The sequence below is a fragment of the Modestobacter sp. DSM 44400 genome, from assembly GCF_900107175.1.
In the GTDB taxonomy this organism is placed as follows: Bacteria; Actinomycetota; Actinomycetes; order Mycobacteriales; family Geodermatophilaceae; genus Modestobacter.
The window spans coordinates 15,760-35,047 of the sequence record NZ_FNOZ01000035.1 but is presented as its reverse complement, the minus strand read 5'-3'; the positions used below and the strand labels follow the sequence as shown (position 1 = coordinate 35,047).

Genomic DNA, 19,288 nt, shown 5'->3' with positions numbered 1-19,288 from the left:
AGCGGGGGCTCAGACAGTGGTGAACACCAGGGCCATGTTGTGGCCGCCGAAGCCGAAGGAGTCGTTGAGCGCGGCGGAGAAGGACGCCCGGCGCGGCTCGCGCCGGACGATGTCGAGGGACTGCACGGCCACGTGGTCGTCGGGGTCGTCGAGGTTCGCCGTGGCCGGCACGATCTGGTCGCGCAGCGCCAGGATCGTGAACACCGACTCGAGCGCACCGGCGGCGCCGAGCAGGTGACCGGTCTGGCCCTTGGTGGCGGTCACCAGCGGGTGGTCGCCGATGGTGCCGTGGATGGCGGTGGCCTCGGCGGTGTCACCCATCGGGGTCGAGGTGGCGTGCGCGTTGACGTGCCCGATGTCGGCCGCGGTGAGGCCGGCGTCCTTGATCGCGGCGGCCATCGCCCGGGCGCCGCCGGCGCCCTCGGGGTGCGGGGCGACCAGGTCGTAGCCGTCGGAGGTGGCCCCGGCGCCGGCGAGCCGGGCGTAGACCCTCGCGCCGCGGGCCTTGGCGGCGTCGGCCCGCTCGAGCACGAGCGCGGCGGCGCCCTCGGCCAGCACGAAGCCGTCGCGGCCCTTGTCGAAGGGGCGCGAGGCGCGGCCGGGCTCGTCGTTGCGGGTGCTCATCGCCCGCATGGCGGCGAAGCCGGCCATCGGCAGCGGGTGCACGCAGGCCTCGGTTCCGCCGACCAGCACCATGTCGGCGCGGTCGAAGCGGAGCAGGTCCATGCCCCAGCGGATGGCCTCGGCGCCGGAGGCGCAGGCGCTGACCGGGGCGTGGACGCCGGCCTTGGCGCCGACGGCCAGGCCCACCGCGGCGGCCGGGCCGTTGGGCATGAGCATCGGAATGGTGTGCGGGGAGACCCGCTTGGGGCCCTTCTGCTCCAGGATGTCGTCCTGGCCCAGCAGGGTCAGCGCGCCGCCGATCCCGGTGCCGAAGACGACGGCGATCCGCTCCGGGTCGACCCCGGAGGTCGCGCCGGCGGCATCCCGCCAGGCCTCCTCGGCGGCGATGACCGCCACCTGCTGGCTGCGGTCGAGCCGGCGGGCGCGGACCCGGTCGATCTGCTCGGCGGGGTCGACGGCGAGCCGGGCGACGAGCTGGGCGGGGAAGTCCTTCACCCAGTCGTCTGTGATGCGGGTGACCCCGGACCGGCCGGCCAGCAGCGCCTCCCACGTGGAGGCGACATCGCCACCGAGCGGCGTGGTGGCGCCCATCCCGGTGACGACGACGTCGGCGGTGGACGTGCTCATGGACGTTCCTCCTTGGACTGACTGGCCGGACGGCCGGGGGAGTGCGGGGGCAGAGCTGTACCTGAGGGGCGCGGTACGGCGGAGCCGTTCCGCTCCTACACCGGAGGTGGGTCCGGTTTCGGTTGGTACGGCGGAGCCGTTCCGCTCCTACACCGGAGGTGGGTCCGGTTTCGGTTGGTACGGCGGAGCCGTTCCGCTCCTACACCGGAGGTGGGTCCGGTTTCGGTTGGTACGGCGGAGCCGTTCCGCTCCTACACCGGAGGTGGGTTGGTCAGCCCTGGTTCTTCTCGATGTAGGAGATGGCGTCGCCGACGGTCTTGATGTTGCCGAGCTCGTCGTCGGGGATGGCCACCCCGAACTTGTCCTCGACGGCGGTGGCGATCTCGACCATGGAGAGCGAGTCGACGTCCAGGTCGTCGGTGAAGGACTTCTCGGGGCTGACGTCGGCGGGGGCGACGCCGGCCACCTCCTCCAGGATCTCGGCGACGCCGGTCTGGATCTCTGCGGTGCTGCTCACGGGCTGTCCTCTCGTCGGGGCGATGGGTGGCCAGCCGGGTCGGCTCGCCACCGTCGTCCGGGACGTGCGTCCCGGGGGTCTGTGGGGTGGGTCAGGGCAGGTTCAGGACCTGGCCGGCGAACGTGAGCCCGGCGCCGTACCCGAGCACCAGGGCGGTGTCGCCGCTCTTGGCCTCACCGGACTCCAGCAGCGCGGTGAGCGCCAGCGGCACCGACGCCGCGGAGGTGTTGCCGGCCTGGATGATGTCGCGGGCGATGACCGTGGACTCGGGGAAGCCGATCTTCTTGGCCATCGACTCCACGATCCGCAGGTTGGCCTGGTGGGGGGCGAAGACGTCGATGTCCGCCGGCCCGACGCCGGCCTTCTCCATCGCCTGGAGCAGGGTCTCGGTGAGCTTGGTTGTCGCCCAGCGGTAGACCGCCTGTCCGGCCATGGTCATGTGCGGCAGGCCCTCGGGGATGGAGATGGCGGTGTGCTGGTCGCCGTCGCTGCCCCAGACGACCGGGCCGATGCCCGGTTCGTCGGCGGCGCCGACCACCATCGCGCCGGCCCCGTCGGCGAAGATCACCGCGGTGCCGCGGTCGGTCAGGTCGGTGACGTCGGTGAGCCGCTCGACGCCGATGACGAGCGCGTTGCGCGCCGAGCCGGCGCTGATCGAGTCGGTGGCCAGGCCCAGGGCGTAGCAGAACCCGGCGCACCCGGCGTTGAGGTCGAACGCGCCGGGGCGGGTCACGCCCAGCCGGTGGGCGACCAGTGGGCCCATGCCGGGGATGGGCTTGCGCAGGCTCGCGCTGGCCACGATCACCAGGTCGATGGCGTCGGGCGACAGCCCGCTGGCCGCCAACGCCTTGCCGCCGGCGGCCACGGCCATCTCGATCAGCGTCTCGTCCGGCTCGGCCCAGCGGCGCTCGGCGATGCCGACCCGCGACTGGATCCAGTCGTCGCTGGTGTCCATCGTCTCGGCCAGGTCGGCGTTGGTCACCCGGCGCCGGGGCCGGTAGGCGCCCAGGCCCAGGACGCGGGCGCCGGCAGCGCCCTGCGCACGCTTCAGGGTGGTCATACGGCTACCTCCGGATAGAGACGGGCGAGCGGATCGCCGGCGTCGACGAGGTCGCCGTCCTGAACCAGCCACTCGGCGAGCACGCCGTCGTAGGCGGCGGAGACGTTGACCTCCTCGCGCCGGCCGCGGATGCAGCCGAGCGGGGTACCGGCGGGCAGGTGGGTGCCCTCCGGAACGTCGGCGGGGCTGACGGTGCCGCGGGCGGGGGAGACCACCACCCGCCAGTCGGGCAGGTGCTCGGCCTCGGCGCGGCCGCGTTCGGCGGTGATCAGTTCCCGGGCGCGGTCCAGGTCGTTGGGGCCGGCGAGGGCGAGCACCTCGATGTCGCTGCCCTTCCACTCGCGCTTGGCCAGCCCGGCCAGCGCACCGGCCGGGGGTAGCTCGAGCACCGCGGTCACCCCGAGGTCGCGCAGCGTCGCCAGGCAGGCGTCGAAGCGGACCGGGCTGGTGACCTGGCTGACCAACCGGGACAGCACCTCGGCGCCGGAGTCGACCGCCGCGCCGTCGGCGTTGGACAGCAGCAGCCGGCTGGGGTCGGCCGGGCGCAGTCCGCCGACCAGCCCCTCGAGTTCCTCGCGGGCGGAGGCCATGTAGTGCGTGTGGAAGGCGCCGGCCACCGGCAGCGGCATAACCCTGGCCTTGGCCGGCGGTTCGGCCCTCAGCGCGGCCAGCCCGTCGAGGGAGCCGGCGGCGACGATCTGGCCACCACCGTTGCGGTTGGCCGGGACCAGCCCGGAGGCCTCGATCGCGGCCAGCACCTCGTCGGGGTCCCCGCCCAGGACGGCGGACATCCCGGTGGGCGTCTGCGCACACGACCGCGCCATCGCCCGGCCGCGGACGGCGGTCAGCGCGATCGCTGCCTCGATGGACAGCACCCCGGCCAGTGCGGCAGCGGTGAGCTCGCCGACGCTGTGCCCGGCGATGACGACGTCCCGCCCGGCCTGCGGGCTGTGCACCACCGGGCCGGGCATGCCGCCGAGCTCCCGGGCGATGAACAAGCTCATCGCGACGACCAGCGGCTGGGTGACCGCGGTGTCCTGAATGGCCTCGGCGTCACCGGTGGTGCCGAGCTCCAGGAGGTCGGCGTCGGCGATCGCACCGGCCCAGCGGAAGAAGGACTCGGCACCGGGCAGCTCGAGCCAGGGCGTGAGCATTCCGGGCTTCTGGGCACCCTGTCCGGGAGCGAGGACGGCCAGCACGTGCCCACCGTGCCAGTCCGGCCGCCGATCCGCGGTGCTGGGACCCACGAAGAATGGCGGGGTCCCGTTGGAGGATCCCTCCAAACTGCGGGCCGTCAACCGCGGTTGGGTCAGCGTGTCGGTGGCAGAGACCACAATTCCATGTTTGGAACTCCGCCCAGGATCGGCCGGCTCAGTGCCAGAGGGAGCGATCGCCGTCCAGTCCGCTGAGCGCGAGGGCGAGCTGCAGGGTCCACGCCCCGCGGGCATCGGTGGCCGAGTAGCCGGTGAGTTCGGCCGCCCGCTTCAGCCGGTACCGCACCGTGTTGGTGTGCACGAAGAGGGCGCGGGCGCTGGCCTCCAGGTTGCCGCCGTTGCCCAGCACCACGCGCACGGTCTCCAGCACCTCGCCGCCGGCGGCCTGCAGCGGCAGCGACACCCGCTCGGACAGGGCCGCCCGCGCCACCGGGTCGCCGTCCAGAGCGCGTTCGGGCAGCAGGTCGTCGGCGGCGACCGGCCGGGGCGCCTCCGGCCAGGCGGCCGCCGCGTGCAGCCCGGCCAGCGCCGCGGTCGCGGACTCTCCGGCGGAGGCGAGTGACTCCGCCTGCGGGCCCAGCACCACCGCGCCGGGCCCGAATTCGCGGCTGACCCGGACGGCGACCTGTCCCAGGTCGGGCACCCCGCCCAGCACGACGACCAGCGTGTCCGCGTGGACGCCGACGAGCACGTCGCAGCCCGCCGAGCGGGCCGCCCGGCGGACCGCCGCGCGCTGGTCGTCCACCCCCGGGGGCGCCGCCCCGACCAGGACGACGACCGCACCGGTGGCCACCCAGCCCAGCGCGGCGGCGCGGCCGGGCAGCTCCTCCGAGCGGTCGCCACGCACCAGCGCGTCGACCACCAGGGCCTCCAGCCGGGCGTCCCAGGCGCCGCGGTTCTCCGCGAAGCTGGCGTAGATGTGCGCGGTGGCGAACGCGACCTCGCGGCTGTACTGGATGACCGCCAGGCGCAGCTGGTCGCCGTCCCCGGGTTCGGCCACCTGGTCGACCCGGTCCTCGACCGTCTCGACGGTCACCTTGATCAGGTCGACGGTCTGCTTGAGCGGAACGGCGCGGACCAGCTCGCGGGGTGCGGCGCCGAACACCTCGCCGGTCAGCCGGGGCGGCCGGCCGGGGTCGCGGCACCACTCGACCAGGGAGGCGATGCCGGCCTGGGCGACGATCATGACCCAGGACCGCTGGGCGGCGGGCATGGTGCGGAACCAGGCCAGCTCCTCGTCCATCCGGGCCACCGCCTGGGTGGCCAGCGCGCCGGACGCCCGCTCCAGCCGGCGCAGCGTCGCGGCCGACGGGCGGGCGGCCAGCCCGCTCCGCCGCTGCTGTTCCGCCACCCCTCCAGCGTGTCACGGCGCCGCGGGTGCGAGATCCTGGAGCCGTGCCCCCGCCCCGATCGAGTGATGCCCGCGCGGTGCGGGTCGCCGGCGCAACCGTGCTGGCCACCGTCCTGGTCGTGGCACTGCTGGCCTGGGCGGTGCTCGAGCAGGCTCCGCCGCTGCTGCGGGTCGACCGCGCGGTGGCCGACGCCCTGTACGCCGGCGACGACCGCTCCCGGCTGGTCGAGGGACTCCTGCAGGTGGCCACGGCGCCGGGCCTGCTGGTCGTCCGGTGCGTGCTGTACCTGCCGGTGCTGGCCTGGCTGGTTGTCCGCCGCCGCTGGTGGACGGCGGCCTGGGTGGCCACCGCCGTTCTGCTGGTCAGTCCGCTGACCACGCTGCTCAAGGACGCCGTCGGCCGGTCGCGCCCGCAGTTTCCCGGCGGGGGCGCGGCGTACGAGTCGCTGAGCTACCCCAGCGGGCACGCCTCGGGGGTGACCACGCTGGTCGCGGTGGGGCTGTTGCTGGCCTGGCCGGCGCTCGCCCCGCGGGCCCGCCGCGGCTGGCTGGCCGCCGGTCTGGTGCTGGCCGTGGTGGTCGGGCTGACCCGGATGTGGCTGGGCGTGCACTGGCTGTCCGACGTGGTGGGCGGGGAGGCCCTCGGCGCGGCCTGGACGCTGCTGGTGGCGCTCGCGTTCGGCGGCCTGCCTGGCGGCCGGGCCGCGCTGCCGGAGCGGTCGCCGGCCGCGGTGGAGCCTGTTCGGTGACCCTGGACTCGCGGGTGCTCCTCGACCCTGACGACGGCTCGCTGGGCCCGCTGCTGCGGCTGGCCGACGACCGGCTGAGCCCGGGGGAGGGCTACGGGCAGCACGCGCACCGGGACGTCGACGTCGTGGCGGTGGTGCTGGCCGGGTCGCTGACCCACCGCTGGCTGGTAGGTGCGGTGCTGGGTGCAGGGGACGTCGGGGTGTTGCGCGCCGGGGGCGGCCTGTGGCACGACGAGGTGGCCGGGGACGCCGGTGCCCACGTCGTCCAGACGTACCTGCGGGCCGCCGTGGCCGGGGGCCCGCCGTCGCACGACGTGCACCCCGTGCCGGCCGGCTGGATCGACCTGGGCCGCGCGGACGCGCGGCTGTGGGTGGCCGTGGTGGCCGCTGGGGAGTCGGCCGACCCGCCGCCGGGGCTGCGGGTGGTGGCCCGGGGCGACGAGGTGACCGCGGCACCGACGACCGGGCCGGTGACCGGACCGGCCACTGTCTGCGTCTGGCAGCTGGACCTCACCCGGCCCGCGTGGGCGACCTGACCGCACCGTCGTCGGGGTGCTGGACAGCGGGTCGCGGCGGGAGCACAGTGCCGTTCGCGGGGGGCTGACCGAGGAGCGAGGACATGCCCAGGTTCATGGACTTCCACGACCACCTGCAGCTGCCGCCCGAGGCGATCGCGGACATCGGCGCAGGTGCGCGCGACGGGGCCACCGACGCGTACGGCGTGCGCCAGGTCGAGCTGTACCACAACCCCGAGGGCAAGGTCTGGTGCGTGCTAGAGGCGCCGGACGAGGACGCCGTCCGCAAGCACCATGCCGCCCTGGACGTCCCGTGCGGCCACGTGCACCGGGTGGAGAGCCTGATGTGAGCCGGCCGGCGGCGAGCTTCCTCGTATGCGGCAAGGCTCAATCACGTGGCTCTGTCGAGATGCTGAGCCAAGCTAGGAGACTGTGCGGCATGTCTGCCCCGTCTTCATCAGTCGCTGAGCTGCTCGCCGCCGCCCGTGCCGACGCCGACCGCACCGTCGACCTCCGTCGCCGGCTGCACCGCACCCCCGAGATCGGGCTCCAGTTGCCCCGCACCCAGGCGACCGTGCTCGAGGCGCTCGGCGACCTCCCGATCGAGCTGACCACCGGCACGAGCACCACCTCGGTGGTCGGTGTGCTGCGCGGCGCACGCCCGGGGCCGACCTACCTGCTGCGCGGGGACATGGACGCGCTGCCGGTGCGTGAGGACACCGGGCTGACCTTCGCCTCCGAGGTGCCCGGCGCCATGCACGCCTGCGGCCACGACACGCACATGGCGATGCTGGTCGGCGCCGCGCGGCTGCTCGCCGAGCGGCGGGACGCACTGGCCGGGCAGGTCGTGTTCATGGTCCAGCCGGGGGAGGAGGGCTTCCACGGAGCGCGTTACATGCTCGAGGAGGGGCTGCTCGACGTCGTCCCGGAGGCGCCGGTGAGCGGCGCGTTCGCGCTGCACATCTCCACCATGTGGCGCACCGGAACGATCAACGTGCGGCCCGGCCCGGTGATGGCCGCCGCCGACCACTTCCGGATCACCCTGCGCGGTCGCGGGGGGCACGCCTCCACCCCGCACCTGACCGCCGACCCGGTGCCGGTCGCGGCGGAGATCATCCTGGCGCTGCAGGCGATGGTCACCCGCCGGGTCGACGTCTTCGACCCCGCCGTGGTCACCGTCGGGCACGTCGCGGCCGGCTCGGCGAACAACATCATCCCGGAGACGGCGTTCCTGGAGGGCACCATCCGGACGCTGTCGGCGCACCGGCGGGCCGACACCGTAGCCGCCGTCGAGCGGGTCGCCACCCACGTCGCGGCCGCCCACGACCTGACGGCGGAGTTCACCCGGGTCGAGGGCTACCCGGTGACCGTCAACGACGCTGCCGTGGCTGCGCAGGTCGGCGCGACCGCGGCGACACTGCTCGGCGGGCAGGCCAGCGCGACCATGCCGGTGCCGCTGATGGGTGCGGAGGACTTCTCCTACGTGCTGGAGCGGGTCCCCGGGGCGATGGCCTTCCTGGGCGCCTGCCCGCCGGACCTGGAGCCGGAGAGCGCGCCGGGGAACCACTCCAACCTCGTCGTCTTCGACGAGGACGCACTGCCGGCCGGCGTCGCCCTCTACGCGCAGATGGCACTGCAGGCACTCGCCGGGTGAGCGCGGAGCGGCCCGCCTCCCTGTAAAGGGGAGACGGGCCGTTCGGTCAGTCAGGCCCCTCTCTGCAGGGCCCGGCCCCCTTCCCGGGTCCCGCGCCGAGCTCGCGAGGCGTGGGGAGGAAGGGGGTCCTCTTTCAGCCCTCCGGCTGCTGCTCCGGGTCGGTGGTGGTGTCCGCAGGCGCCGCCTGGACGTCGCCGATCTGGTACTTATCCACCGCCTGGCGGACGACGTCCCGCTCGACCTGGCCGAACGTGGCCAGCGAGGCCAGCGCGCGGACGACGATCGACTCGGCGTCGATCCGGAAGTGCCGGCGCAGCGCCGGGCGGGTGTCGGACAGGCCGAACCCGTCGGTGCCCAGCGTGGCCATCCCGCCCGGGACGAACGGGGCGATCAGGTCGGGTACGGCCTTCATCCAGTCGGACACCGCGACGACCGGGCCGTCGGTGCCCTGAAGCGCCTGCGTGACGTAGGGGACCTTCGGCTCCTCCGCCGGGTTCAGCAGGTTCCAGTCCTCGGCCTCGACCGCCTCGCGGCGCAGCTCGGTCCATGAGGTCACCGACCACACGTCGGCCGAGACGCCCCAGTCGTTCGCCAGCAGCTCCTGCGCCCGCAACGCCCACGGCACCGCGACACCCGAGGCCAGGATCTGCGCCTTCTTCCCACCCTCGACCTGCGGGCCCTCGGCGTAGCGGTACATGCCGGCCAGCAGCCCGGTCACGTCCAGGCCCTCGGGCTCGGCCGGCTGGCGGAACGGCTCGTTGTAGACCGTCAGGTAGTACATGACGTCGGAGCTGCGGTGCCCGCCCAGCGGGGCGCCCGGGTCCTCGCCGTACATGCGGGCCAGCGCGTCCTTGGTGATGTGACCGACCTCGAAGGCGAACGCCGGGTCGTAGGCGACGACGGCCGGGTTGGTCGACGCCAGCAGCAGCGAGTGCCCGTCCTCGTGCTGCAGGCCCTCGCCGTTGAGGGTGGTGCGACCGGCGGTGGCACCGAGCAGGAAACCGCGGGCCATCTGGTCACCGGCGGCCCAGAACTCGTCACCGGTGCGCTGGAACCCGAACATCGAGTAGAAGATGTAGATCGGGATCATGGCCTCGCCGTGCGTGGCGTAGGACGTGCCGGCCGCGATGAAGGACGCCGAGGACCCGGCCTCGTTGATCCCCTCGTGCAGGATCTGGCCCTGCGCGGACTCCTTGTAGGCCAGGATCAGCTCCCGGTCGACCGAGGTGTAGTGCTGGCCGTGCGGGTTGTAGATCTTCTGCGTCGGGAACATCGAGTCGAAGCCGAAGGTGCGGGCCTCGTCGGGGATGATCGGCACGAAGCGCGGGCCGAGCTCCTTGTCCTTGATCAGCTCCTTGACCAGCCGGACGAACGCCATCGTGGTGGCGACCTCCTGCTTGCCCGACCCCCGCTTGACGACGTCGAACGTCTTCTCGTCGGGGGTCTTGAGCGGCTTGAACGCGACCCGCCGGCGGGGTACCGAGCCACCCAGTTGCTGCCGCCGCTCCATCATGTACTGCATCTCGTCGGAGTCGGCCGCGGGCTTGTAGTACGGCGGCAGGGTCTTGTCCAGCTGCTCGTCCGGGATCGGCAGGTACAGCCGGTCGCGGAAGTTGGCCAGGTCCTCGGCGGTCAGCTTCTTCATCTGGTGCGTGGAGTTGCGGCCCTCGAAGTGGCTGCCCAGCGTCCAGCCCTTGATGGTCTTGGCCAGGATGACCGTCGGCTGGCCCTTGTGGTCCATGGCGGCCTTGTAGGCGGCGTAGACCTTGCGGTAGTCGTGCCCGCCGCGCGCGAGGTCCCAGACCTCCTTGTCGCTCATGCTCTCCACGAGCTTGCGGGTGCGCGGGTCGCGGCCGAAGAAGTGCTCGCGCACGTAGGCGCCGTCCTCGGCCTTGTAGGTCTGGTAGTCGCCGTCCGGCGTCTGGTTCATCAGGTTGACCAGCGCGCCGTCGCGGTCGGCGGCCAGCAGCGCGTCCCAGCCGCGGCCCCAGATCACCTTGATGACGTTCCAGCCGGCACCCCGGAAGAACGACTCCAGCTCCTGGATGACCTTGCCGTTGCCGCGGACCGGGCCGTCGAGGCGCTGCAGGTTGCAGTTGATGACGAAGGTGAGGTTGTCCAGCTCCTCACGCGCGGCCAGCCCGATCGGGCCCAGCGACTCCGGCTCGTCCATCTCGCCGTCGCCGAGGAACGCCCAGACGTGCTGGTCGGAGGTGTCGGCGATGCCCCGGTCGTGCAGGTAGCGGTTGAACCGCGCCTGGTAGATCGCGTTCATCGGGCCCAACCCCATGGAGACCGTGGGGAACTCCCAGAACTCCGGCATGAGCCGCGGGTGCGGATAGGACGACAGCCCGCCGCCGGGGTGGCTGACCTCCTGGCGGAACCCGTCGAGCTGGTGCTCGCCGAGCCGGCCCTCGAGGTAGGCGCGGGCGTAGATACCGGGGGAGGCGTGGCCCTGGAAGTAGATCTGGTCGCCACCGCTGGGGTGGTCCTTGCCCTTGAAGAAGTGGTTGAAGCCGACCTCGTAGAGCGAGGCCGAGGACGCGTAGGAGGAGATGTGCCCGCCGACGGCGATCCCCGGCCGCTGGGCGCGGTGCACCATGATCGCGGCGTTCCACCGGATGTAGGCCCGGATCCGGCGCTCGACGTCCTCGTCGCCGGGGAACCACGGCTCCTGCTCCGGCGGGATCGTGTTGATGTAGTCGGTGCTGAGCACCGACGGGACGCCGACCTGCTGCTCCTGGCTGCGCTCGAGCATGCGGAGCATCAGGTAGCGCGCCCGGCCGCGCCCGGCGTGGTCGACGACCGCGTCCAGCGACTCCAGCCACTCCTGGGTCTCGTCGGGGTCGGTGTCGGGCAGTTGGCTCGACCGGCCCGCGGTGATGACCGCGCGAGGGGTTCCGGCGATGCGGGCGGGGTCCCCGTCCGACTGCTGCGGTGCGCTCATGTGCCCATCGTCTCCTGACAGGGGCCGCCGCGTCACCTGGCCCTGCCGACCGGCCCGCCGAGCGAGGTCGGTCGCGGTCGCTGCGGGCCGCATGCCGAGCCATCCGGCCGCGTACGAGCCCTTGCGCGACGTTCCAGATGCCCTACGCTCCGCTGCACACGGTGACCCCCTGGCGGCGCCGGTGTCCGGGCAAGGGGGTGCGCTGGTGAGGCTGCAGGTCGCTGCAGGTCCCCGTGCCAGCCCCTCGCCGAGCGCGGCGGGCACCGTGTGCGGGAGGCTGTGCCCGTGACCGATTGCGCGACCCGGCCCCGGACAGGGCACCATCCGTACAGATCACGCACCGGATCAGGCGCCCGACCAGGCGCCGAACACATGGAGGAACAGCAGGGATGAGCGTTGACTCGGGCAGCACCAGCATGGCTGCCCGGCTGGGGATCAAGCCGGGCATGGTCGTGCAGGAGCTCGGCTGGGACGAGGACGCCGACGAGGACCTGCGCGACTCCGTCGTCGAGCTCTCCGGCGGGGACATGGTCGACGAGGACTCCGACGAGGTGGCCGACGTCGTCCTGCTGTGGTGGCGTGAGGAGGACGGCGACCTGATCGACGCCCTCGTCGACTCCATCGCCTCCCTGGCCGAGGACGGCGTCGTGTGGCTGCTGGTGCCCAAGTCCGGGCGCACCGGTCACGTGGAGCCCGGCGACGTCACCGAGGCCGCGCCGACGGCGGGGCTGCAGCAGACCTCGAGCATCTCGGCAGCCAAGGACTGGTCGGGCATCCGGCTGGTCACCCCGAAGGCAGCCCGCTCCCGGCGCTGAGGGACGATCGGGGGCATGAGCATCTCCGTCGGCGACACCGCACCCGAGTTCAGTCTCCCCGACCAGGACAAGCAGGTCGTCTCCCTGGCCGAGCTGCGGGGCGCGCCCGTCCTCGTCGTCTTCTACCCGTTCGCGTTCTCCGGCACCTGCACCGGTGAGCTGTGCCAGCTGCGCGACGAGCTGGCCACCTACACCGACGCCGGCGTCCGGGTGGTGGCGATCAGCACCGACCCGACCTTCAGCCTGAAGGCCTTCCGCGAGAAGGAGGGGCTGCAGTTCCCGCTGGTGTCGGACTTCTGGCCGCACGGGGCCACCGCCCAGGCCTACGGCGTCTTCAACGACAAGGCCGGCATGGCGCTGCGCGGTACCTTCCTCATCGATGCCGAGGGAAAGGTCGCCTTCGCCGAGGTCAGCTCCCCCGGCGACGCCCGCGCGCAGTCCGGCTGGAAGGACGCGGTCGGGCAGCTGTAGAAGGACCCCCTCCCCGAGCCCTTCGCAAGCTCAGGGCACGTACGGAGGGGGCCGGCGGCCGGGCACTTTCCGGCCGTTCGGGCGCGTAGCTCAGCGGGAGAGCTCTCGCCTTACAAGCGAGCGGTCGCAGGTTCGATCCCTGCCGCGCCCACGCCATCGGCTTTCCTGTGCGCTGACTGTGACGCCGTGCCGAGCCCTCGGGATGTCCACCCCCGGCTGGTTGACCCCACCCCACGGCAGCCCGATCCTGTGACTCGCGATCGCGTCCAGGAACGTCCACGCGGATCTGAGGAGTTCGTGATGCGCCGTATCGCTGTGCTGTCTGCATGTGTCCTGGTCGGCGGCCTGCTGGGCCCGAGCACCGCGCTCGCCACATAGAACGGTGGGTCCCACGACGAGAACGACAGGTGGATCGCCGTCGAGGACCACTTCGCCATCGTCCTTCCCGACGGCGAGACGTTCACCGGGGACGAGGAGCCGCCGATGGACGGGGAGGAGGACGAGTCCGCCCCGGTCGGCAGCCGGCTGTTCATCAGCGAGGCCCTGTACGAGACCGACGACGGCACCACCCGCGGAGACGAGGTGGGTCGTACGCACATCGAGTGCACGGCCCAGGTCTACGACTTCACCTTCGCGTGCGACATCGCCTTCGTCTTCGACAGCGGATCGCAGCTGCACGGCTCCGTCGTCGTCGACTTCAGCACCCAGAGCGAGACCGAGGCACTGCAGTTCGACATCGCGGTCACCGGCGGCACCGGTGACTACTCCAGGGCCAAGGGCGTGGTGAACCTGCTCGACATCAGCGAGGACCCGGAGGCCGAGACCGAGACCCTCTACGAGGCCCACCGCGGGTAGTCCGCACCGGAAAGCGGTCGCCGGCGGCGCGGGAACGCCGGCGACCGCATCCGGTTGGGCTCACATCGCCGGATCGGCGCCCCGCCCGGGGATGGTCTGCCGCACCAGCCGCCTGGCCGTATCCACCTCCCGGGCGACCGGACCGAGCACGCCCTCGGCGTGGATCTCCGCGTCGTCGGGCGGCCGGTGATTGCGCAGGTCGTCCTCGAGCTGCCGGATCGCCCGCCCCAGGACGGCGACCTGGCCCGGCTCAGGCACCGGCTCCCCGGCCCGCATGGCGATGACCGCCTCGGTCACCGCGTCCGACGTCCGCTCCAGCTGCACGATCACCGGGTACCAGGCCGCGGCCCGGGTGCTGATCGGCGGCGGCTCGGCCAGCCGGCGCTGCAGCTGCGTCTGCAGCTCGGTGAGCGCCCGGTAGCTCGCCCGGCGCGCCCGCCGGGTGTCCTCGGGTGACTTGGTGAACGCGGCGTCGACGAACCGGTCGAGCGCGGTCGCGGCGTCGCGCAGGGCGTCGTCCAGCGGGGCCCGCCAGGTCTGCGGCCACAGCAGGTAGCCGAACACCAGCACGATCGCGCAGCCGATGAGGGTGTCGATCAGCCGGGCGCCGACCAGCTGCGCTCCGCCCGGCGCGGCCAGGTCCAGCAGCAGGATGACCACGGGTGTCAGGAAGATGCTGAAGATCCCGTAGCTGGCGTTGCGGGCCCACGGGAGGATGCCGGCGGCGATTGCCATGGCAACCAGCACCCAGACGTCGCGGGGCACGAACGCCAGCAGCAGCGAGCCGAGCAGGACGCCGAGCAGCGTGCCGGCGCCGCGTTGCACGGCGCGGGTGAACACCGAGCCGAAGTCGGGCTTCAGCACGATCGCCACGGTCAGCAGCACCCAGTAGGGCCGCTCGATCGTCAGCGTCTGCCGCGCAACCTCGGCGACCGTCATGCACAGGGCGAGCCGGACGGCAAAGGCCCGGGAATCGGGGTTGCCCACCGTGCGGTCCACCAGGTCCCGCGCCCGGACCGGCCAGTCGACCTCGGTGCGGGGAACCGCTGCGCTCGCCCGCTCCTCCGGGTCACCGACGACGTTCCACACCAGCCGGATCCCGTGCCGTACGGCCCGCCGCTGCGTCGGCCCCGCCGTCACCGGGGCCGGCCGTTCACCGAGCAGCGGGTTCCGTCGGGTGACCGCGCTGGCCAGGGCGTGCGTGGCACCGATGTCCCGCGAGTCGGCCGTCACCCCGGCACGGGCACTGGCCACTGCGGCCTCCACCAGCGGGGCGGCGGCATTCAGGATCCCGGCCAGCTCGGCGAGCTCGCGGCTCCGGCCGGCCGAGCGGCTGCGGGTGTGGATGACCCGGTCGTAGCCGTCGTTGAGCGCACCGGTCAGGGCGCGCCGGGCGTCCTCTCCGCCCGGGGTGCCGATCGCGGCGAGCAGCTCGGCGATCCGGGTGAAGACAGTTCCCACGGCGGACCGGTCGGGGTCCAGTGGCTCGGTGCGGGCCTGTACCAGGACGGCGAGGGTCGCCCAGGCCGCGCCGGCGAGGAAGCAGGCCACCTCCCACGACCAGGACAGCGTGGTCGCGAGACCCGAGGACAGCGCGGTGTAGACCAGCAGCTGCAGTGCACCGAGGGAGAAGGCGCCGCTGACGGAGCTGATCAACGCCGACAGCGCCGAGACGACCGCGATCACGGCCACCGAGATCCATCCGTCCCCGGTGGCGGCGTGTCCGATGACCAGGCCGGCACCGCCGAACAGGGACACTGCAGCGACCCGGCGCAACCGGGTGCGCAGCGGCCCCGACTGCGGCGCGATCGTGGCGGCCAGCGCCCCCGTCGTGGCGAAGATGCCTGCGCCCAGCGCGGGGCCCCCGGCCTGCACGCCCCCGTTGACCCCGATCGCCACCGCCAGCGGAGCCGGTATGACGACGGCGAACCGGAAGACGTCCCGCCACGGCACCGCCGGTCGGCTGGTGCGGACGAGCTCCTCCAGCCACGCCGGCGCTCGCAACCCCCGTTCTGCCACGGGCGGGAGCCTCCCATCCCGGCGCGGACGGGCGCGTCGTCGCACACTGGACGGCGTGCCGCACCCACCCGTCGTTCCGCGCGGGTGAGCGCGACCGTCGAGCAGGTCGCTCGTCCCGTTCCGGTGGAGCAGCCGCGACCACCCGCCGAGGGTGGCTGGCTGCGCCGGCTGGTGGGCTACTGCCTGCGCCACCGCTTCGACCTCTTCGGCGCGTTCGGGGCCGCCCTGGTGGGATCGGTGATCGCCGCGGCCGTGCCGCTGCTGACCCGCGCCGTCATCGACCAGGTGGTCGCCGCCGGCGGCTCCGGTGCGGCCGTCGACGTCACCCCTTACGTGGTCGCGCTGGTCGCGGCCGGGATGCTGCGCTTCGCCGCCGGCTTCGTGCGCCGCTTCCTCGCCGGCCGGCTGTCGCTGGACGTGCAGTACGACCTGCGCAACGACCTCGCCGCGTCGCTGTCCCGGTTGGACGGGCCGGGGCAGGACCGGCTGCAGACCGGGCAGACGGTCAGCCGGTCGATCAGCGACGTCACGCTCGTGCAGGGGCTGCTCGCGTTCCTGCCCAACCTGATCGGCAACGCGCTGCTGTTCGTCATCTCGCTGGTCGTGATGGCCTGGCTCTCGCCCCTGCTGACCCTGGTCGCGATCGCCGTCGGCCCGGCGCTGTGGTGGCTGGCCCTGCGCTCCCGCCGCGACCTGTTCCCGGCGAACTGGGCGGCCCAGCAGCAGGCCGGCGTGGTCGTCGGCGACGTCGAGGCCGCGGTCACCGGCGTCCGGGTGGTGAAGGGGTTCGGGCAGGAGGACCGCGAGCTGGACCGGATCGACCGGGGCGCCCGGCGGCTGTTCGGCGCCCGGATGCGCGTCGTCCGGTTCACCTCGCGCTACAACCCCGCACTGCAGACCGTCCCCGCGCTCGGCCAGGTCGGCGTGCTGCTGTTCGGCGGCTGGCTCGCGCTGCGCGGGTCGATCACATTGGGCACCTTCCTGGCCTTCGCCACCTACCTGGCCGCGCTGGTCTCCCCGGTGCGCCAGTTGGCCGCCGTCCTCGCGATCGGGCAGCAGGCCCGGGCCGGCATCGAGCGGGTGCTCGAGGTCGTCGACGCGCGGCCCACGCTGGTCAGTGGGGACGACGAGCTGTCGGCCGGCCCGCTGACCGTCGAGCTGGACGACGTCACCTTCGGCCACTCGGCCGACCGGCCGGTGCTCAGCGGCGTATCGCTGCGGGTCGAGCCGGGGGAGACGCTGGCGCTGATCGGCACCTCGGGGTCCGGGAAGTCGAGCATCGTCAGCCTGTTGCCGCGCTTCTACGACGCCTCAGCCGGCGCCGTCCGGGTGGGCGGTGCGGACGTGCGCACGCTGCGGACGGAGTCGCTGCGGTCGGCCCTCGGGGTGGTGTTCGAGGACAGCTTCCTGTTCTCCGACACCGTGCGGTCCAACATCGCCTTCGGTCGGCCCGACGCTACCGACGCCGAGGTGCGGGCCGCGGCGCGCGCGGCCCAGGCCGACGGCTTCATCAGCGCACTGCCCGACGGCTACGACACCGTCGTCGGCGAGCAGGGGCTCACCCTCTCCGGCGGGCAGCGGCAGCGGGTGGCCCTGGCCCGGGCGCTGCTGATCGACCCGCGGGTGCTGGTGCTCGACGACGCCACCTCCGCGGTCGACACCGCGGTCGAGGCCCGCATCCACGCCGCGCTGCGCAGCGGCATGCACGCCCGGACGACGCTGCTGGTGGCGCACCGCCGCTCCACGCTGGCCCTGGCCGACCGGGTGGCCGTGCTCGACGCCGGCCGGCTGGTCGACGTCGGCACCGCCGCGGAGCTGGAGGCCCGCAGCCCGCTGTACCGGCAGCTGCTGTCCGGCACCGGCGCGGAGCCGCCGCCGGCCGACGGGCCACCGACGGGCGCGGTGACCCCGGCGGCCTGGCCGGACGTCGCACCGTCGGCAGGGCGGGACGACGCTCCGCTGCGGAGCGCCGCCACGTCCATCGGCGGCCCTGGCTCGGCGATGGCCGCGGCCGCTCCGACGGCGTCCCTGCGGGCGCTGGTCGACCGGCTGCCGCCGACGGTCGACGAGCCCGACGTGCCGGCCCAGCGGGCGCGCGCCGCCGACCGGCACTTCTCGCTGTGGTCGCTGATCCGGCCGTTCCGGTGGGTGCTGGCCGCCGCGCTGGTCCTGGTGGCGCTGGACGCCGCCGCCGGGCTGGCGCTCCCCGCGCTGGTCCGCGACGGCGTCGACCGTGGCATCACCGCCGGCTCGTTCCCCCTCCTGCTCGGGGTCTCGGGGATCGCGCTCGCGGTCGTGCTGGCCGACTGGGCAGTGCTCATCGGCTCGACCCGGCTGACCGGTCGCACCGGGGAGCGGCTGCTCTACACGCTGCGGGTCACGACCTTCGCCCAGCTCCAGCGGCTCGGGCTGGCCTACTACGAGCGCGAGCTGGCGGGAAGGATCATGACCCGGATGACCACCGACGTCGACGCGCTGTCGGCGTTCCTGCAGACCGGGCTGACCACCGCGGTGGTCAGCCTGCTGACCCTGGTCGGGGTGCTGGTGGCGCTCGTCGTGCTGGACGCCGAGCTGGCGCTGGTGCTGGTGGCCACGCTGCCGGTGCTGGTGGCAGCCACGATGTGGTTCCGTGCGCGGTCGGTGCCGGCCTACACCGAGGCCCGGGAACGGGTCAGCGCGGTCAACGCCCGGCTGCAGGAGGACGTCGCCGGCGTCCGGGTGACGCAGGCGTTCGACCGGTCCGAGCACTCGACCGAGGTGTTCCGGGGATACGCACGCGCCTACCGCGACGTCCGGCTGCGGGCACAGCGGTACATCGCCACCTACTTCCCGTTCGTCGAGTTCCTGTCCGAGGTGGCGGCGGCGGCGGTGCTCGCCGTCGGGGCGGCCAGGGTGTCGGCCGGCACGATGACCGCCGGCGTCCTCATCGCCTTCCTGCTCTACGTCAACACGTTCTTCGCCCCGGTCCAGCAGCTGTCCCAGGTGTTCGACAGCTACCAGCAGGCATCGGTCGGGCTGCGCCGGCTGCGGGACCTGCTGCGGTTGGAGACGTCGACCCCGGCGGCCGCACATCCGGCGCCGGTCGGGCGGCTGCGCGGCGAGGTGCGCCTGGCCGACGTCACGTTCTCCTACCGCGGGGCGCCCACGCCGGCGCTGCGCGACGTCTCGCTCACCGTCGCGCCGGGGGAGACGGTGGCGCTGGTCGGAGAGACCGGGGCCGGCAAGTCGACGGTGGTGAAGCTGGTCGCCCGCTTCTACGACCCGACGTCGGGGGCGGTCTGCGTCGACGGCGCGGACCTTCGGACGCTGGACCTGCTGCAGTACCGGGGCCGGCTGGGCGTCGTGCCACAGGAGGCCTACCTGTTCGAGGGCACCGTGCGGGACGCCATCGCCTACGGCCGGCCGGCCGCCACCGACGCCGAGGTGGAGGCCGCCGCGCGGGCGGTCGGCGCACACGACATGGTGGCCGACCTGCCACAGGGCTACCGGACGCCGGTGGGGGAGCGCGGCCGGTCGCTGTCGGCCGGCCAGCGGCAGCTGCTGGCCCTCGCGCGCGCCGAGCTGGTCGATCCCGACGTCCTGCTGTTCGACGAGGCCACCGCCTCGCTGGACCTGGCCACCGAGGCCGCCGTGACGCGGGCCGCCGACGCGGTGGCCCGGCGGCGGACGACGCTGGTGGTCGCCCACCGGCTGACCACCGCGGCCCGCGCCGACCGGGTCGTGGTGCTGGACGGCGGGCGGGTGGCGGAGACCGGCACGCACGACGAGCTGCTCGCGCGCGACGGCGCCTACGGCCGGCTCTGGGCGGCCTACGTCGCCGACGAGGACGCCGACCCGCTGATGGCGTAAGGACCCCCTCCCCGAGCCCTT

Annotated in this window: 15 protein-coding genes and 1 tRNA gene; 9 read left to right on the top strand and 7 right to left on the bottom strand. The window is 73.6% G+C overall.

All coding sequences use genetic code 11. The features are described 5' to 3' along the window. Positions 1 to 9: 9 nt before the first annotated feature. The 5 genes from BLW04_RS18250 to BLW04_RS18230 form a co-directional block, all read right to left on the bottom strand. Positions 10 to 1,251, bottom strand: coding sequence for a beta-ketoacyl-[acyl-carrier-protein] synthase family protein (locus BLW04_RS18250; RefSeq protein ID WP_091544567.1), 1,242 nt, complete (start codon positions 1,249 to 1,251; stop codon positions 10 to 12). Positions 1,252 to 1,522: 271 nt separating this feature from the next. Beyond that, positions 1,523 to 1,768, bottom strand: a complete 246-nt coding sequence (locus tag BLW04_RS18245) for an acyl carrier protein (protein WP_091544564.1) — start codon at positions 1,766 to 1,768, stop codon at positions 1,523 to 1,525. A gap of 91 nt (positions 1,769 to 1,859) precedes the next feature. Continuing rightward, entirely contained in the window at positions 1,860 to 2,828 is a 969-nt protein-coding gene (locus BLW04_RS18240) for a beta-ketoacyl-ACP synthase III (RefSeq protein WP_091544560.1), read from the bottom strand. Then, entirely contained in the window at positions 2,825 to 4,027 is a 1,203-nt protein-coding gene (locus BLW04_RS18235) for an acyltransferase domain-containing protein (protein ID WP_091544611.1), read from the bottom strand. The genes BLW04_RS18240 and BLW04_RS18235 overlap by 4 nt, the downstream gene beginning before the upstream one ends. Positions 4,028 to 4,199: 172 nt before the next feature. Beyond that, positions 4,200 to 5,393, bottom strand: a complete 1,194-nt coding sequence (locus BLW04_RS18230) for a PucR family transcriptional regulator (RefSeq protein ID WP_254781771.1) — start codon at positions 5,391 to 5,393, stop codon at positions 4,200 to 4,202. A gap of 44 nt (positions 5,394 to 5,437) precedes the next feature. Here BLW04_RS18230 and BLW04_RS29335 point away from each other — a divergent pair, with 44 nt between their 5' ends. The 4 genes from BLW04_RS29335 to BLW04_RS18210 all read left to right on the top strand — a co-directional run bounded on the left by BLW04_RS29335 (position 5,438) and on the right by BLW04_RS18210 (position 8,311). Continuing rightward, a complete protein-coding gene (locus tag BLW04_RS29335; RefSeq protein ID WP_091544558.1) occupies positions 5,438 to 6,142 on the top strand; it encodes a phosphatase PAP2 family protein in 705 nt (234 codons plus the stop codon). Continuing rightward, complete coding sequence (locus BLW04_RS18220; protein WP_091544555.1) at positions 6,139 to 6,678, top strand: pirin family protein; 540 nt, start codon at positions 6,139 to 6,141, stop codon at positions 6,676 to 6,678. The genes BLW04_RS29335 and BLW04_RS18220 overlap by 4 nt, the downstream gene beginning before the upstream one ends. An 83-nt stretch (positions 6,679 to 6,761) precedes the next feature. After that, the gene (locus BLW04_RS18215) at positions 6,762 to 7,007 is read left to right on the top strand and encodes a nickel-binding protein (RefSeq protein WP_091544553.1); all 246 of its coding nucleotides are present in this window, start codon (positions 6,762 to 6,764) and stop codon (positions 7,005 to 7,007) included. Positions 7,008 to 7,096: 89 nt separating this feature from the next. Further along, positions 7,097 to 8,311 carry a M20 metallopeptidase family protein gene (locus tag BLW04_RS18210; protein ID WP_091544549.1) on the top strand — a complete coding sequence of 405 codons (1,215 nt, stop codon included), beginning with the start codon at positions 7,097 to 7,099 and terminating at the stop codon, positions 8,309 to 8,311. 133 nt (positions 8,312 to 8,444) lie between these two features. Here BLW04_RS18210 and aceE read toward each other — a convergent pair whose 3' ends face one another. Next, positions 8,445 to 11,258 carry a pyruvate dehydrogenase (acetyl-transferring), homodimeric type gene (gene aceE, locus BLW04_RS18205; RefSeq protein ID WP_091544545.1) on the bottom strand — a complete coding sequence of 938 codons (2,814 nt, stop codon included), beginning with the start codon at positions 11,256 to 11,258 and terminating at the stop codon, positions 8,445 to 8,447. 389 nt (positions 11,259 to 11,647) lie between these two features. Between aceE and BLW04_RS18200 the strand changes: the two genes are divergently transcribed. The 4 genes from BLW04_RS18200 to BLW04_RS18185 all read left to right on the top strand — a co-directional run bounded on the left by BLW04_RS18200 (position 11,648) and on the right by BLW04_RS18185 (position 13,399). Then, complete coding sequence (locus tag BLW04_RS18200) at positions 11,648 to 12,073, top strand: DUF3052 domain-containing protein (RefSeq protein WP_091544541.1); 426 nt, start codon at positions 11,648 to 11,650, stop codon at positions 12,071 to 12,073. A 15-nt stretch (positions 12,074 to 12,088) separates the two neighbouring features. Further along, positions 12,089 to 12,544, top strand: a complete 456-nt coding sequence (locus BLW04_RS18195) for a peroxiredoxin (RefSeq protein WP_091544539.1) — start codon at positions 12,089 to 12,091, stop codon at positions 12,542 to 12,544. Between the two features lie 79 nt (positions 12,545 to 12,623). Further along, a tRNA-Val gene (locus BLW04_RS18190) sits at positions 12,624 to 12,695 on the top strand. 332 nt (positions 12,696 to 13,027) lie between these two features. Further along, a complete protein-coding gene (locus BLW04_RS18185) occupies positions 13,028 to 13,399 on the top strand; it encodes a dirigent protein (RefSeq protein ID WP_091544536.1) in 372 nt (123 codons plus the stop codon). A 60-nt stretch (positions 13,400 to 13,459) separates the two neighbouring features. On the opposite strand, the gene BLW04_RS18180 is transcribed toward BLW04_RS18185, so the two are convergent. Next, positions 13,460 to 15,418: an FUSC family protein gene (locus BLW04_RS18180; RefSeq protein ID WP_091544532.1), complete on the bottom strand. Its 1,959-nt coding sequence runs from the start codon at positions 15,416 to 15,418 to the stop codon at positions 13,460 to 13,462. Between the two features lie 84 nt (positions 15,419 to 15,502). Between BLW04_RS18180 and BLW04_RS18175 the strand changes: the two genes are divergently transcribed. Further along, positions 15,503 to 19,267 (top strand): ABC transporter ATP-binding protein, encoded by a 3,765-nt coding sequence (locus BLW04_RS18175; protein ID WP_254781769.1) that lies wholly within the window; start codon positions 15,503 to 15,505, stop codon positions 19,265 to 19,267. Positions 19,268 to 19,288 lie beyond the last annotated feature (21 nt).

Coding starts and splice junctions, on each gene's coding strand:
- BLW04_RS18195 (WP_091544539.1), top strand. CDS start 12,089: ATGAGCATCTCCGTCGGCGACACCGCACCCGAGTTCAGTCTCCCCGAC.
- BLW04_RS18200 (WP_091544541.1), top strand. CDS start 11,648: ATGAGCGTTGACTCGGGCAGCACCAGCATGGCTGCCCGGCTGGGGATC.
- BLW04_RS18240 (WP_091544560.1), bottom strand. CDS start 2,828: ATGACCACCCTGAAGCGTGCGCAGGGCGCTGCCGGCGCCCGCGTCCTG.
- BLW04_RS18250 (WP_091544567.1), bottom strand. CDS start 1,251: ATGAGCACGTCCACCGCCGACGTCGTCGTCACCGGGATGGGCGCCACC.
- BLW04_RS18215 (WP_091544553.1), top strand. CDS start 6,762: ATGCCCAGGTTCATGGACTTCCACGACCACCTGCAGCTGCCGCCCGAG.
- aceE (WP_091544545.1), bottom strand. CDS start 11,258: ATGAGCGCACCGCAGCAGTCGGACGGGGACCCCGCCCGCATCGCCGGA.
- BLW04_RS18210 (WP_091544549.1), top strand. CDS start 7,097: ATGTCTGCCCCGTCTTCATCAGTCGCTGAGCTGCTCGCCGCCGCCCGT.
- BLW04_RS18185 (WP_091544536.1), top strand. CDS start 13,028: ATGGACGGGGAGGAGGACGAGTCCGCCCCGGTCGGCAGCCGGCTGTTC.